The organism is Shewanella cutis (assembly GCF_022410515.1).
Classification (GTDB): Bacteria; Pseudomonadota; Gammaproteobacteria; order Enterobacterales; family Shewanellaceae; genus Shewanella; species Shewanella cutis.
Window position 1 is genome coordinate 122,440 of sequence record NZ_JACSDI010000001.1, and the last position, 15,906, is coordinate 138,345.

At 42.7% G+C, this 15,906-nt stretch carries 9 protein-coding genes; 5 read left to right on the plus strand and 4 right to left on the minus strand.

Features of this window, described 5'->3' with window-relative positions; genetic code table 11:
* Positions 1 to 102: 102 nt before the first annotated feature.
* The gene (gene prmB, locus H9J30_RS00720; protein WP_240129265.1) at positions 103 to 1,047 is read right to left on the minus strand and encodes a 50S ribosomal protein L3 N(5)-glutamine methyltransferase; all 945 of its coding nucleotides are present in this window, start codon (positions 1,045 to 1,047) and stop codon (positions 103 to 105) included.
* 80 nt (positions 1,048 to 1,127) lie between these two features.
* Here prmB and smrB point away from each other — a divergent pair, with 80 nt between their 5' ends.
* Positions 1,128 to 1,658 (plus strand): endonuclease SmrB, encoded by a 531-nt coding sequence (gene smrB / locus H9J30_RS00725; protein WP_240129266.1) that lies wholly within the window; start codon positions 1,128 to 1,130, stop codon positions 1,656 to 1,658.
* 76 nt (positions 1,659 to 1,734) lie between these two features.
* On the opposite strand, the gene sixA is transcribed toward smrB, so the two are convergent.
* Positions 1,735 to 2,205 carry a phosphohistidine phosphatase SixA gene (gene sixA, locus H9J30_RS00730; RefSeq protein WP_240129267.1) on the minus strand — a complete coding sequence of 157 codons (471 nt, stop codon included), beginning with the start codon at positions 2,203 to 2,205 and terminating at the stop codon, positions 1,735 to 1,737.
* A gap of 169 nt (positions 2,206 to 2,374) precedes the next feature.
* On the opposite strand from sixA, the gene H9J30_RS00735 reads away from it, so the two are divergent.
* The 3 genes from H9J30_RS00735 to H9J30_RS00745 all read left to right on the plus strand — a co-directional run bounded on the left by H9J30_RS00735 (position 2,375) and on the right by H9J30_RS00745 (position 10,456).
* Positions 2,375 to 5,164 (plus strand): insulinase family protein, encoded by a 2,790-nt coding sequence (locus H9J30_RS00735; protein ID WP_240129268.1) that lies wholly within the window; start codon positions 2,375 to 2,377, stop codon positions 5,162 to 5,164.
* A 284-nt stretch (positions 5,165 to 5,448) separates the two neighbouring features.
* The gene (locus H9J30_RS00740; RefSeq protein WP_240129269.1) at positions 5,449 to 9,681 is read left to right on the plus strand and encodes an EAL domain-containing protein; all 4,233 of its coding nucleotides are present in this window, start codon (positions 5,449 to 5,451) and stop codon (positions 9,679 to 9,681) included.
* A 109-nt stretch (positions 9,682 to 9,790) separates the two neighbouring features.
* Complete coding sequence (locus H9J30_RS00745; protein WP_275679478.1) at positions 9,791 to 10,456, plus strand: hypothetical protein; 666 nt, start codon at positions 9,791 to 9,793, stop codon at positions 10,454 to 10,456.
* 755 nt (positions 10,457 to 11,211) lie between these two features.
* Here H9J30_RS00745 and fadJ read toward each other — a convergent pair.
* Positions 11,212 to 13,329: a fatty acid oxidation complex subunit alpha FadJ gene (fadJ, locus tag H9J30_RS00750; RefSeq protein WP_240129270.1), complete on the minus strand. Its 2,118-nt coding sequence runs from the start codon at positions 13,327 to 13,329 to the stop codon at positions 11,212 to 11,214.
* A 5-nt stretch (positions 13,330 to 13,334) separates the two neighbouring features.
* On the minus strand, positions 13,335 to 14,645 hold the full coding sequence (gene fadI, locus H9J30_RS00755; RefSeq protein ID WP_240129271.1) for an acetyl-CoA C-acyltransferase FadI: 1,311 nt from the start codon (positions 14,643 to 14,645) through the stop codon (positions 13,335 to 13,337).
* 272 nt (positions 14,646 to 14,917) lie between these two features.
* Here fadI and H9J30_RS00760 point away from each other — a divergent pair, with 272 nt between their 5' ends.
* Positions 14,918 to 15,874: an AAA family ATPase gene (locus H9J30_RS00760; protein ID WP_240129272.1), complete on the plus strand. Its 957-nt coding sequence runs from the start codon at positions 14,918 to 14,920 to the stop codon at positions 15,872 to 15,874.
* Positions 15,875 to 15,906 lie beyond the last annotated feature (32 nt).

Here is a 15,906-nt window from a genome sequence, read left to right on the forward strand (position 1 = left end):
CTTCTCGCTCCGCGCCCAGCAATGGCTGGACAATTCTTTTTCCCGCTGCAAGCCTAACTGGCAGCGGGAAAAGACTCAACCTAATTTATGTGCTTATTGTGATTATTGCGCGTCACGATAAATGGCGAAAAGCGATTGATGTTCGATCAGTTGATCACGAGTCAGCACAAACACGCCGTCGCCGCCGTGTTCAAAGTTAACCCAGGTAAATGGCACTTCAGGGAATTGTTCCATCAGATGCACCATAGAGTTACCCACTTCAACCACTAAAATGCCCGTTGGTGTTAGGTATTGAGCCGCATTCGCTAAAATGCGTTTGGTTAAGTCAAGGCCATCACGACCGGAAGCTAACCCAATGGCTGGCTCATGGTGATATTCATCTGGCATATCGCCGATGTCTTCTTCATCAACATAGGGCGGATTAGAAACAATCAAATCGTATTGTGGACCTTCAGGAATGGCTGAAAACAGATCCGATTGCATCGGGAAAACTCTGTCCATCACCCCTAAGGTTTCAACGTTGATTTGCGCCACATCGAGGGCATCTTCGCTGATATCGAGCGCATCGACCTCTGCTTCATCAAATTCGTAGGCACAGGCAATCGCAATACAGCCACTGCCAGTGCATAAATCTAAAATACGATTAACGGGTTTGCCATATAACCAAGGACCAAAGCGATTGGCAATCATCTCGGCGATAGGTGAACGTGGCACCAATACGCGCTCATCCACATAGAACTCAAGCCCTGCAAAGCGCGCTTTATTGGTTAAATATGGCACAGGCAAGCGTTCACGAACGCGACGAATGATAAGCTCGACAATTTTGTGTTTTTCGCTGCTGGTTAAGTTACTTAAAATCACCTGTTGGCCGATTTCTTCAGGCAAGTGCAGCGCATGGAACACTAAGGCAATCGCCTCATCCCACGCGTTATCCGTCCCGTGGCCATAGTACACATTAGCATCATTAAAGCGGCTCACCGCCCAACGCAACATATCACCAATGGTGCGCAACTCTGTCACAGCTTCATCTACAAAGATCTTATCCAAAACGCTCTCCCGCTTGTGTGTTCGTAAACATTGTAACTGAACTCTGTTCAGAAACCATAGGATTCAATAGAATACCCGCCATGAATAAAGAAGATGATAAAGAAGGCATGGCGATGTTTTCGGCGCTGATCGAGGGGATAAAACCTATCACCCAAGATAAGCGGCATTTTCGCACGCCCCTAAAAACCAAACAGGAAATTGAACTAAAAGAGCAGCAATTGCATGCTAATAGTTATTTCTCAGATACTTATCAACCTCTGCTGCCCGTTCAGGGGCCAATGCGTTGGCTCGACGAGGGTGTCGATAGTCTGGAGCTTAAACGCTTAAGACGTGGCGATTATCAGCCGGATTTACTGCTGGACTTACACGGTTATCGCCAGTCGGAAGCCAAACTCGAATTAGCAGCGCTGATCCAAGCCTGTGTAAAACAGCAAAGCCAATGTTGTTGTGTGATGCACGGTTATGGCACTGGCATACTTAAACAGCAAGTGCCGATGTGGTTGGTGCAACATCCTATGGTAAAAGCCTTTCATCAGGCCCCCAAAGAATGGGGTGGCGATGCCGCATTACTGGTACTGATTGATATTGGCGACCAGCCCCATAGACGTTAAGTTATTCAACTTTATAAAAAAACATACTAAAACAAAGGGCCCACTAATGTGGGCCCTTTGTTTTATATTGAATTTATTAACTAATACTATGGGGAGCATGCTGCCACATAAGAGAGGCTTGCTCGGCATGTTTATCGATTAATGTGATCCCAGAAGTCGCAAATAAGGGCGGTTCAACACCTGCAACTAGCTCACTCACCAAATAACCTAACAGCGGCATATGGGAAATCACCAACACTTTATCGGCTTTGTATAACTCGGCATAAGCCAAAATCAAGGCGGCGACATTGGCAGGATCACCGGAAGGCACGAGATCATCGACAACCAGCCATTTGCGCGGCTCAGGAAAATGTTGACTTAACTCTTGCCAAGTTTGCTGAGCACGTAAGTAAGGACTGACCAAAACAAGATCAAAATCGCTGACGCTTCGGGCTAACCAGTTGCTCATCAAGACAGTATGGTGTCTTCCAACATCGGTTAGTGTTCTATCTCTATCCGACTGAGCATTAAATCCAGCCTCACCATGTCGCATCAAAAATAGCTGCATACGTCTCTCGCTACTCACACTTGTTTTTGTTTTATCCCAATTGTAGCCCTAAAATGGATTTCGACAAACCTTGCAAGCGTTAATCTTTAGTCGATAAGCACAAGAGATATTTGCCAAAAACCATTAAGACTATCAATATATAACAAGCCATCGTTATCGGAGTGTCTCTTTGCAAGCCTCTCAGTCTATTTACAAAAGTCCAAACGATCATCGCCAGTACCGTTATCTCGTGTTAGATAATGCGCTGCGGGTATTATTGGTGGAAGATTTGGACGCTAGCCAATCTGCGGCCTCCATGGCGGTTGCTGTCGGACATTTTGATGATCCTGTGGATAGACCGGGTATGGCGCATTTTTTAGAGCATATGCTCTTTTTAGGCACTGAAAAATTCCCCGACTCCGGCGAGTACCATGCCTTTATCAATCAGCATGGCGGCAGTAACAATGCTTGGACTGGCACAGAGCACACGAATTTCTTTTTTACCATCAACACCGATGTCTTTGCCGACTCCTTAGATAGGTTTAGCCAATTCTTTATCGCGCCCAAATTTGACTTGGAACTGGTGGATAGAGAACGTCAAGCCATTGAATCTGAATTTAGTTTAAAGCTGAAAGACGATATTCGCCGCACCTATCAAGTACTTAAAGAAACGGTCAATCAACAGCATCCATTCTCAAAATTCTCCGTGGGTAACTTAGTCACTTTAGGTGGTGAGCAGGCGCAGGTTAGAAGTGAATTATTGACGTTTTATCAAACTCACTACAGTGCTAATTTGATGACTCTGTGTTTAGTCGCCCCGCTCTCATTAGACGAACTGCAAGTACTTGCAGTGCAATATTTTAGCGATATCAGAAACTTAAACATCGCAAAACAGTACCCACAGGTACCTCTTTTTTCTGCAAATGAACTACTAAAGCAAGTTAATATCATTCCTTTAAAGGAACAAAAACGTTTAAGCATCAGCTTTAATTTTCCTGGCATTGACCACTATTACAAACGTAAACCGCTCACCTATATTAGCCATATTCTCGGCAATGAGAGTAAAGGCAGCCTGCTGTCGTACCTTAAAGAACAAGGTTTAGTGAATAATTTATCGGCAGGTGGCGGAGTCAATGGTTATAACTTCAAAGACTATAGTATTGGCCTACAGCTCACCGACAAAGGCATGAACAATATTGACGACATTGTTTGCAGCTGTTTTGAGTACATAGAACTGATTAAAACTCAAGGCCTTGAAGACTGGCGCTATTTAGAGCGAGCAAATCTGCTGAAAATGGCATTTCGCTATCAAGAGCAAGTCAAATCCCTCGATTTGGCCAGCCACTTAAGCATCAATATGCACCACTATGAAGTGGAAGATCTGTTGTTTGGTGATTATCGCATGGATGGCTTAGACGTAGCCGAAACCCTCGAATTATTGGCACTAATGACGCCGCAAAACATGCGGTTGCAGCTTATCGCCCAATCAGTGGCAACAGAACGTAAAGCCAGCTGGTATCACACACCTTACCAAGTTTTGCCGATAAAGCCTGAGTCACTCGCCCGCTGGCAAGTCACAGATATTCGCCCAGAACTCCAGTTACCTGCAGCGAATCCCTTCATTGTGGCTGATTCTATTGCTCGCCCCGATAAAAGCGAAGTTGCTGTCCCAGTCATCGTTGCTGAATCCACGGGATATCGTATTTGGCATAAAAAAGACGATGAATTTAATGTTCCTAAAGGGCATATGTATTTATCACTCGACTCAGAGCAAGCAAGTAAAACACCAAAACATGCCGCCCTCACCCGCTTGTATGTCGAGATGTTGCTCGATTATCTGACTGAGCCTACTTATCAAGCGGAAGTCGCAGGATTGAGTTATAACATCTACCCGCATCAGGGTGGAATAACGCTGCATTTGTCAGGTTTTACAGGTAATCAAGAGACGCTATTAGCTTTGCTTATCCATAAAGCAAGAGAACGTAATTTTACTGAAGAACGATTTGCATTAATCAAGTCTCAGTTGCTACGTAGTTGGCAAAATTTGGCTCAAGCTAAGCCAATTTCTCAGCTGTTTACCAGCCTGACGGCAACATTACAGAAACGCAGTTACGAACCAGCCAGAATGGCACAAGCGCTTGAAAACATCACCTTGAATGACCTACACAACCATGTAAGGGCATTTTACGAGAAAATTTATCTTGAAGGTTTAATATACGGGGATTGGTTAGTCTCAGAGGCACAGGCACTTGGCAAACGTCTGGAACATATTTTATCGCTTGTCTCTAGTCCAAGCGCCGAATCGACCCGAGAATTAATTAATTTAACCGGACAAGGCACACTTTTAAGAGAACTGGCGATAGATCATCAAGATAGCGCCATTATTGTGTATTACCAGTCAGCAAGGGCAACGCCAGAAAAAATGGCGCTGTTTAGCTTACTTAATCACACAATGTCTTCAACCTTCTTCCATGAACTGCGCACAGAAAAACAGTTAGGCTATATGGTTGGCACTGGATATTTGCCGCTAAATCGACATCCTGGACTCATTTTTTATATTCAATCTCCCACCACAGGACCACTGTCTTTACTAGAAGCAATAGATGAGTTTATTGCAGACTTTAACTATGCTGTTATGCAAATTACCAATGAAGAATGGGAAAGTACAAAACAAGGTCTCATCAATCAAGTGATGGAACACGATGCCAACCTGAAAACCCGTGGCCAGCGTTATTGGGTTAGTGTAGGTAATCGAGATTACCAGTTCAATCAACGGGAACTGGTTGTGGCTGAAATAAGTAAACTCACCCGCCCTGATTTACTCAAGTTTATGATGCAAAAAATGCGCACTAAGCATAGTGATCGCTTAGTGCTTTTTAGTACAGGTTGTGAGCATACATCGCAATCAGCACTCAAATCTGACAATATGATTACCGATCTTAAATTGTTTAAACAAAACACTGACAAGTTTAATTTTTAATCAAAATCGTGATATAAGCTCAGTAATCCTGTAATTGTTGTAAACAAACATAACCGCTGCTTTAATGCATTTGTGTAGTGTTATCTATGGTCTTAGCATGAAAAATTAATGTAAAACACGCCTACCCCATCAATCTGATGAAAAACCGTACGCTATCAGACTCCATCTATCTGCAATTAAAAGGAATTTTTACATTCTCACTTTTGACAAAAGCGGGTATTTCTGGAAAAGTGATGTAACACAATTGTTTCATGGCATCCTCCGAAAATACTAAGAACAACACTATGCCTCAAGCACTCTTAAACATTCTTCTAGTTTTTGCGCTCATATTGCTTTCTTGTGCTAATGCACAAGAGCTTCCCATAGCACTAAAGACAGAATCCTATGGTGTTCCCGAAGGCCTATCGCAAAGTACCATTACATCAGTAGTTGAAGATGCTGATGGGTATATATGGATTGGAACGTTAAATGGACTCAATAGATTCGATGGAGAAGAATTTAAACACTTTTTTACAAATGATCGCTCAGGTTTATCCAGCTCATTTATTCAAAGTTTGCTATTTGATAATGGCACATTATTTGTAGGTACTGACAATGGTCTGAACATATACAATCCGGACTTAGAGACCTTTGAAAAATACCCAGAAATCAATGAAGCAATCTGGTCAATAAATGATAATGGTGATGTTTATACAATTAGTACTAAAGATACATTAATCGAAATAGATAAAAAAAGCCTAAAGATAGAAAGAAAATATAAAAATGACACTTTTAACTTTGTGAAGAAGGCAATAAAAACTTCTGATGGGTACATAGTAAGAAATCATGATGGGAAAATATTTTTCACTGACAAAAACAACAAATCAGATGTTTTATCTAAAAACTCCACAGACATTGAAATATCTCAGATTGGAATACTAGAACTTTCGCCTAATGGCCGATATCGAGTAATATCAAATAAAGTACCATTAACAAAAAAACTCAGAGATGAGCTCACCTCGATTACTCACAATCAGCTATTAAGAACAAACTCTAAAACTCTTGATATCGAAACTATTGGCTTTATATCGGAGAATATTGCTTCGGCGGTTAGGAAAACATACCGAACAAAAAATTATATATTAATCCCTTCATTAGGCATGGGGTTCACCCTAGTAAGAGATAATAGAAATCTTGTAAAGTCTTTAGTCGAACCTCACGGTAACATATGGTCGATTTCGACTTTAGATAACAACGGACTAGCCATATCCGATGATAGTTCAGAAATAAAAATATATGACAACAAATTTAATCTAGATAAAGTTATCAAAACAAATACTAATGGACCAAAATATATTACATCCACAAACAACTCAATTATATATGGTGGATATAATGGACTATTCAAACTTGATAACAATATAAGCACTCAATTAATCAACTCAAATATAAGTACTTTATTAAAAACAAATAACCCAGAAAAATTGATTGCTGTAACTGATAACTCTGAAATCTTTACATTTACACTGCCAGAAACTAAAAGCTATACAAAATATACATTAAAAAACAAATATCCTATATTCCAAATATTAAAAAATGATTCTAATGAGTTATTACTGGCTACACAAGGTGGCCTGATCTTAATTGATAAAGATGGTATAGAAAAAAACATATTCAATGAAGACTTTGTTTATTGCATTTCAGAAATGAAAGATGAATATATTTTTGGCACAAGAACAGCTATTTTCTCTACAAAGAAGAGCAATTTAGAAACACGTTTAATTTTTAGTACAAATAAGCCTATATACTCTATTGCGACAGATGGTAACGATTTTATTGCATCATCTATTAGTGAGTTAATTGTAAGATACGATAATAACTTTTATACATTATCAACCGAAGATGGAAGCCAAGATGAATATAATAATCAAAGTGGATTATTCAATGATGGCATATTTTATTTTGGCGGCATCTCAGGAGTAAGTGCCATAAATAAAAATGAATTACTACCTTACCTTAAAGGGAATTCTATCGAGTCAAACATCAGTGAGTTATTAATATTCAACAAGCCTGTAAATATTGATGGCAAAACATTAACAAAAAGCATATCAAAACTAGATAAAATAGAGCTAAAATATTCAGACTATCCATTTACAATCAAGTTCAACTCTCCCAAGTCAAGTAACAAAAACATTGAGTATTATTATAATTTAAAAGGCCTCAGTGACTCTTGGATGCCTGCAACAACAGGAGTTAACTCTGCAACTTATACTAATCTTTCACATGGTGAATATGTATTTAATGTGTATGGGGAAAACCCAGTCACAAAGGATAAAGGACCAATAACATCTATTCAAATATATATAACCCCTCCCTGGTGGTTGTCTGGCATAGCTAAAACAGTATACATTTCTCTTACAGTATTAATTATTTTCTTCATTTTTAGGGCCGTTTTAAGAAAACGAGAAATCCAACGACAGATAGCATTAAGTGAAGAGCGTTTAAAGCTTTCTCTTTGGGGAAGTGGCGATGAAATGTGGGACTGGGATATAGAAACGGGTAATATTTTCCGTTCGAATATTTGGGGAGCATTAGAGTTTCCACGAGATGGACATCGCTCGGGTAATCGAGATGAAGAAAGTAATATACATCCAATGGATCAAGAACGCGTTAGAGAAGCACTAAATAAACACTTCTATGGTGAGACAGATCATTTCGAAGCAGCATATAGAGTCAAAGGCAAAGATGATAGTTGGATATGGATTTTAGATAGAGCTAAAATTGTAGAACGAGATGATAAAGATAACGCTCTACGAATGACTGGCACTATTAAAAATATCAGTCAATTTAAACAAAAAGAAGAACAATTAAGACTCTTCGAAAAAGCGATTGAAAATATTTCTGAAGGTATGTTTATTCTTGACAGTGAATACCGTTTCGTAGAAGTGAACGAAGCCTGCTGTAGAATTTCACAACGAAATCTTTCGGATTTTATTGGTAACCTTCTGACCTTCGAATTATATCCTGAATCCTTCTCAAATCAGATTCGTACTATGCTGAAACAGCAAGGTCGATGGGCAAGTGAAGTGGAAGCAAGCCGTGGCGATAACAGCCATTTTCATATGGAGCTCACAATTGACGCCATTTACGATGAATTAGGTGAATTGTCGCATTATGTTGGTGTTTTCTCTGATATATCAAGACGTAAACAGCAGGAAGAAGAGCTTCGAAAGCTCACCAACAATGATTTACTAACTGGTTTGCCGAATCGTTCAAATCTACAAGTCACATTAGGAAACTTAGTCAATAAAGAAATAAACCATGCACTGATGGTTCTCGATTTAGATAACTTTAAGCGTATCAATGACTCATTAGGTCACCAAGTTGGTGATAAATTACTAAAACTTGTATCAGTCAGAATTAAATCTTCTGTACCTAAAAACACTAATATTTATCGATTGGGTGGAGATGAATTTGCCATAGTGCTAGATAAAGCTTCTGATATTAGTGCATGTGCAGCTATTGCGGGCCGTGTTATCGAAGCCTTTAAAACCGTATTTGAAATTGATAGTGAACAATTAGTCTTAGGAGTCAGCATTGGTATTGTTCTCTACCCTGAGGATGAACAAAGTGAGCAAGCCTTACTCAGAAAAGCTGATATTGCCATGTACCATGCAAAATCTGCAGGGGGTAATTGTTACCAGTTTTACTCAGAATCACTCAATGAACATGCGATTAAACAGCTTGAAACTGAAAATTTAATCCGTGAAGGCATAAAAGAAGATTTATTTGAAGTTTATTATCAACCAAAAGTTGATCTAAAACATGGTCATGTCGCAGGAATGGAAGCATTAGTAAGATTAAATCATCCAACCTTAGGACTGATTCCACCGAATGATTTTATTCCTCTTGCCGAAGAAAATGGATTGATTATTGAAATAGGTGAAATTGTACTCAGAAAGGCCTGTTTTGCCGCGCAGAAGTGGCGTGAGCAAGGTCTATTTAAAGGTCGAGTCGCCGTCAATTTATCGTCACGCCAATTTGCCCTACCCGATCTACAACAACGGATAGAGTCAATTTTACGACTCACCCAATTACCTGCCTCTCATTTAGAGCTAGAAATAACTGAAGGTACTGTTATTAAGCAACCAGAAATGGCTATTACTGTTATGCAGCAATTAGCCAAAATGGGTGTGAGCCTTGCTTTAGATGACTTTGGAACGGGTTATTCATCGCTTTCTTACTTAAAAAGATTCCCGATTCATACGCTGAAAATCGATAAAGCCTTTGTCGATGATATTGATAAGTCAGATCGTGATTTGAAGATGGTCGATTCTATTATCACCATTGCTCACAATATGGGTCTGTCAGTTGTCGGTGAAGGTGTCGAGCAAGCGGCACAATTAAATATCCTACGCGCCTTAAACTGCGAAGAAATACAGGGATATATCTTTAGCAAAGCGATAAATGAGACCGAGTTTACTCAATTGCTGCAAGATGACCGGAGTAAATTCATGCCCCACCACAACATTATTTGATCATCTAATTATCTCTCTGTCGGTAGTTTGAAACATTGGCACAACATCTGCAATAAAGTGTTCAGTGTCAAAAAATAAAATATTATCAACTACCCTGAGAGATAAAATAATGAAAGGAATTCTAACCGCAGCTGCGTTACTGTCTACCATCGGCTTTACGGCACATACACCTCAAGTAGAAACCGCGGCAGTTCCTAATGTTCGCTTTAACCCTGTAGAAGTGGCTTCTGTGCCAAACGTTCGCTTTAAGCCTGTAGAAGTGGCTTCCGTACCAAACGTTCGCTTTAAGCCTGTAGAAGTGGCTTCCGTACCAAACGTTCGCTTTAAGCCTGTAGAAGTGGCTTCCGTACCAAACGTTCGCTTTAAGCCTGTAGAAGTGGCTTCCGTACCAAACGTGCGCTTTAAGCCTGTAGAAGTGGCTTCCGTACCAAACGTGCGCTTTAAGCCTGTAGAAGTGGCTTCTGTGCCAAACGTGCGCTTTAAGCCTGTAGAAGTGGCTTCCGTACCAAACGTTCGCTTTAAGCCTGTAGAAGTGGCTTCCGTACCAAACGTTCGCTTTAAGCTTGTAGAAGTGGCTTCCGTACCAAACGTGCGCTTTAAGCTTGTAGAAGTGGCTTCCGTACCAAACGTGCGCTTTAAGCCTGTAGAAGTGGCTTCCGTACCAAACGTGCGCTTTAAGCCTGTAGAAGTGGCTTCTGTGCCAAACGTTCGCTTTAAGCCTGTAGAAGTGGCTTCTGTGCCAAACGTTCGCTTCTCAGAAACAACTTTGGCTTAATGGTTTAATAAATTTTAGAGACAAGGAGCTAATGATGATTAACTCACTCAAAAAAGCACTTGGTTTGGCAAAGCCTGTTCGTAAAAAAGTAAAATTACCAGAAGGCTTAAACCACCTTGAAGTGATCCCTGCAAAGGGTTGGTGGAATTAATTCCATCTAAATGTGGAAACCTTATTATTTAGATAGTCTAGAGCTACTCAGCTAGCGCACAGCCTAGGCCAATAAAAAGGAGCTTGATGCTCCTTTTTTATTGGCCACATTTACGACAAATCATATCTATATTAAGCAGTTAGACTTCCGTCAGAACTCTGACACACTCTTCTTAGTGCTATACGCTTATGGGAGGAAAAGAGTGGAAACGCTAAAGGACCCAGTATAAATCCCATTACAGCCCAATAGCTTACTGATAGTCCAGCCCTAAAAGCAGCAATCCCAAAACACCACGAACAACTCACCGACAAGGCAACAACTACATAAAAAATCAATCCCACTGCAACCTCTTTATCGGCTAAATCCTGATACTGCAAACCAAAAATAGCATTTAGCTTTACTAATAGACTCCGAGCGAGGCTATTTATCAGCATTAATCAACATCAGATATACACATACGGTATAACAGCACAACTGCCGTAATAGGACGCAATAATATAAGATCCCCCAAACAAATGTGAACATTTTTTAGGCAAAAATTAGCCTGAGGGCAATAAAAAAGCGGCATTGCATTGCCGCTTTTTTGACCAATAATATCTAAGTGTTAGAAGAAGCGAGCTTTTTCAGCCGCCATTGCCTTAAGGCGTGGGCAAGGCTCAAATCGATCGCCATATTGCGTTTGATAACGTTCAAGTATTTTGACTAAGTTATCCGCGCCTAAAGTATCGATATAATGGAATGGTCCCCCCAAGAATGGTGGAAAACCGATACCAAAGATAGCGCCAATATCACCATCGCGCGGCGAGGCAATAATGCCTTCATCTAAGCAACGCACGGCTTCATTCAGCATTTGCACTACACAGCGTTCCGCTACCGCGCTCATTTCTTTATCGACACCAGGCTTGATACCTAATACGCCATAGACGGTTTCATCCACGGCTTTTTTCTTGCTGGCAGCGCCATACTGATAGAAACCTTTACCATTTTTACGACCTTTTCTATCGTCGCTTAATAGCTTGTCGAAGGCTGCAGGGGCTTTAAAACGTTCGCCAAGCTCTTTTTCAAGAATGGGAGAGATCTTAGCGCCCACATCAATACCGACTTCATCAAGCAAAGTGATAGGGCCAACGGGGAAGCCGAATTTCACTAAGGCTTTGTCTAAGTGCTCAATACTCTGCCCTTCTAGCAGCAATTGTGCGGCTTCGTTCATATAAAGCGCGAGGATGCGGTTAACATAAAACCCCGCACCATCTTGTACTACGATTGGCGTTTTACCCTGTTTGCGGGCAAAGGCGACCGTGGTGGCAATGGTTTCTGGGGAGGTTTTGGCGTGGGCAATCACTTCCACCAGCGGCATTTTTTCTACTGGCGAGAAGTAATGTAAGCCAATCACATTTTCAGGACGGCTTGCCGCTTGTGCAATTTGGCCAATGGGTAACGATGAGGTGTTAGACGCAAAAATCGTGTGCTCACCGCATTCACGCTCAATATCTTTAACCATTTGATGTTTAAGCGCTAAATCCTCAAATACGGCTTCAACAACAATATCGGCATCCTTGACGCCTTTATATTCGGTCGTCGTTGTCATCAGCGCCATTAAATTGTCGCGAACGGCAGGCGTCATATGACGACGTTTCACGCCTTTATCCAATAACTTATAGGCGTAAGAAAGCGCGTTGCTTAAGCCCTTTTCGTTAATGTCCTTTACTCGCGCAGGGATTTTAGCCTTAGTCGTCGTGACCGAAGCAATACCACCGCCCATCAAACCGCCACCTAAGATCACGGCTTTTTTCACTTTACGTGGCGTTGCCCCTTCGGCGCCGGTTTCTTTCTTCATCTCTGTGGTTGCAAAGAAAATACTGCGTAGCGCTTCAGATTCTTTCGACACCACCAGCTCAGCAAAATGGCTGGCTTCGACTTCCAGTCCCTTCTGCATACCTTTGGCCATACCTTGGCGCACGCAATCAATAATCTTTGCAGGCGCGGGGTAGTTACCTTGGGTTTTCTTAGCAACTTGCTTAGCAGCTTGATCGAAAATAATGTTGCGACCAAAGCCTGTACCTTCAAGCAATTGGTTTACTAGCGATTTTTTAACTGGCTTAGCTATTTGTTTACCCGCGAGCGCCATCTCCACTGCGGTTTGCAGCAAAATCGTTTGTGGCACCACATCGTTAACTAAGCCCATCTTTAACGCTTGTTTCGGGCGAATTTGTTTACCCGTCAACATCATATCTAGCGCAGTGGTAATCCCTACCAAGCGTGGCAACCGTTGGGTACCGCCGCCACCGGGTAATAAACCGAGCTGCACTTCAGGTACGCCCAGCATGGTCTTGCCATCATCACTGCACACACGTTGATGACAGGCAAGCGCGAGCTCTAAACCGCCGCCCAAGCAAGCACCATGAATTGCAGCGACAACGGGGATGTTTAATGCTTCCAACTCGTTAAACACCACATGCCCTTGCTGGGATAACGCTTTGGCATCGCCCGCCGTTTGGCAAGCATCAAGCATAGAGATATCGGCACCGGCAACAAATGAATCTTTTTTGCCCGAAATCAGCACTAAACCACGGATACTGCTATCGCGTTTAACCTCAGATAGGATCTCACTGATCTCAGGGCCAAACTCCGCCTTGAGGGTATTCATGGTTTCGCCAGGTACGTCCATCGTTAGAATGGCGATACCGTCTTCACGGCGGGTTAAATTAAATGTCTTTTCCATCGCCATTACTCCACTTCTACAATCATTGCAGCCCCTAAACCACCCGCAGCACAGGCCGTTGCCAGGCCCGTTCCGCCGCCACGACGTTTAAGCTCACGACAAACCTGAGTGATTAAACGCGTACCTGTAGCCGCAAAAGGATGACCATAGGCTAAGGAGCCACCGAGTACGTTGAATTTGCTCATATCGATGTCGCCAATGGCGCGGTTGCGGCCAAGTTTTTCTTCGGCAAATTTTTTGGAAGCAAACATCTGCATATTGGCTAGGGTTTGCGCTGCAAAAGCTTCGTGCATTTCGATGAGGGTTAAATCCTCTAATTCCATGCCGGCACGTTTCAATGCCAATGGTGTCGCATAAGATGGACCCATTAGCATGTCTTGCCATACATCAATAGCGGTAAATGCGTAGCTCTTAATGTAACCAATTGGTTGATAACCAAGAGCTTTAGCGCGGCCTTCACTCATCAAAATGATCGCCGAGGCGCCATCGGTCAGCGGCGTGCTGTTCGCAGCAGTCACGCTACCATGCTTTTTATCGAAAGCGGGACGCAGTTTGGCGTAAGAGGCTAAATCAGAGTTTTCACGAATATTGTTATCGCGCTCGATAAACTGTTTGTAGGGGGGGACATGGGCCACCATCACTTCGTCACGCAGATGGCCCGAAGCCCAGGTTTCATTCGCTAAGGTGTGAGAGCGATGCGCCAGCGCATCTTGGTCGGCGCGGCTGATGTTGTAAGTCTTGGCCATTTGCTCAGCGGTTTGTCCCATTGACAAACCCGTTGAATACTCGGCCACTGCAGGCGGCACAGGCAATAAATCTTTAATGCCTAAACGGCGAAAAATCTGTAATTTTTGACCCAAAGTACGGGCTTTGTTCAGATCGACTAAGGCATGGGCGAGCTTTTTAGACACACCAATAGGTAATACAGAAGAAGAGTCGGCGCCGCCGGCAATACCAATCTCAATATTGCCCGTCATGATTGACTCGGCCACATTCACCGCGGATTGAAAACTGGTCGCACAGGCGCGGGTCACGCTATAGGCATCGGTTGACACATCCATACCGGTTCCTAACACAATTTCACGGGCAATGTTCGGCGCAGCAGGCATTTGCACTACTTGACCATACACCAATTGCTCAATCAATTTAGGATCCAGTTCGCTACGAACAAGCAGTTCGTTAACCACCATTTTGCCCATATCGAGGGCCGAAATACCGTGGAATGCGGTCGCCTGTTTCGCAAATGGCGTTCTTAAGCCCGCCACAATGGCGATACGCTCACCCCTTGCGTTAGTTACCTGTTGTCTATCACTCATTTGTCACCCTCTTTATGTGCGCTATCGCTGAGAGATTTCAGGCGGCGCTATCGATTTCCATGTTTGCCCTGCTGTTTGGCACTAAAAAAGCCTAATAACAGGTCTGACCATTAAAGTGTGATCTGATTCTAACTTCTTGTCAGCAAGTTTTAAACACCTGTTTGTTTTTTTAACACTAGCCAAACCCTTAGGGAATTCTTTACCATATTCGTTGTCTTAAGCCCACACACGTATTTTCAATCAATATTTTCAACCTAAAAACGAGTAGCATCATGCCTTTGAGTCGCTTCCATGCATTACGCACTTACCTAAATAAGGTTGTTTTAGGGCAGCCAGTTTTGACCGAAAATCTGCTCATAGCCCTCATTGCCAATGGCCATTTATTAGTAGAAGGTCCACCAGGACTTGCCAAAACCCGCGCAGTTAAAGCCCTTTGCGACGGAGTTGAAGGGGATTTTCATCGGATCCAATTTACCCCCGATCTGTTGCCTGCCGATTTAACGGGCACGGATATCTATCGCTCCCAAACCGGTACATTTGAATTTGAGGCAGGTCCGATTTTCCATAACCTAATCCTCGCAGACGAAATCAACCGCGCGCCGGCTAAGGTGCAGTCGGCGTTATTAGAGGCCATGGCAGAAGGTCAAGTGACTGTTGGCAAAAACAGTTATAAATTACCGCCGCTATTCTTGGTGATGGCAACGCAAAACCCTTTAGAAAACGAAGGCACTTATCCGCTGCCTGAAGCCCAGCTCGACCGTTTTTTAATGCACCTGAATTTGGATTATCCCAGTGGCGACACTGAAATCGAAATTCTACGTCAATCCCGTAAGGAAGCACTCACCCACGCGCTGCCAACCACTGAGCCGATTGCTCAGGCGGATATTTTTGCCGCCCGTGATGAAGCAATGGAAATTTATCTGGCTGAGCCGCTAGAGAAATACATAGTCGAAATTATTATGGCAACCCGCCAGCCGACCCGTTACAGCGACGACTTAGCCAAATGGTTAGAGTATGGTGTTAGCCCCCGCGCGACGATTTCACTTGAACGCTGCGCCCGCGCCAGAGCCTGGCTACACGAACGAGATTTTGTGTCACCCGAAGACATTCAAGCCGTTGCGCCCAATGTACTAAGGCACAGACTACTGCTGAGTTATCAGGCACAAGCTGAAGGTGTTAGCCGCGACCAAGTGATCAACCATATTTTGACTCAAGTGGCCGTGCCTTAGACCTGAATGCCAGAGAACAGTCCCATAGTCGA

Bases quoted from the DNA above. Each gene is read 5' to 3' on its own strand.
- smrB (WP_240129266.1), top strand. From the start codon at position 1,128: ATGAATAAAGAAGATGATAAAGAAGGCATGGCGATGTTTTCGGCGCTG.
- sixA (WP_240129267.1), bottom strand. From the start codon at position 2,205: ATGCAGCTATTTTTGATGCGACATGGTGAGGCTGGATTTAATGCTCAG.
- H9J30_RS00740 (WP_240129269.1), top strand. From the start codon at position 5,449: ATGCCTCAAGCACTCTTAAACATTCTTCTAGTTTTTGCGCTCATATTG.
- H9J30_RS00745 (WP_275679478.1), top strand. From the start codon at position 9,791: ATGAAAGGAATTCTAACCGCAGCTGCGTTACTGTCTACCATCGGCTTT.
- fadJ (WP_240129270.1), bottom strand. From the start codon at position 13,329: ATGGAAAAGACATTTAATTTAACCCGCCGTGAAGACGGTATCGCCATT.
- fadI (WP_240129271.1), bottom strand. From the start codon at position 14,645: ATGAGTGATAGACAACAGGTAACTAACGCAAGGGGTGAGCGTATCGCC.
- H9J30_RS00760 (WP_240129272.1), top strand. From the start codon at position 14,918: ATGCCTTTGAGTCGCTTCCATGCATTACGCACTTACCTAAATAAGGTT.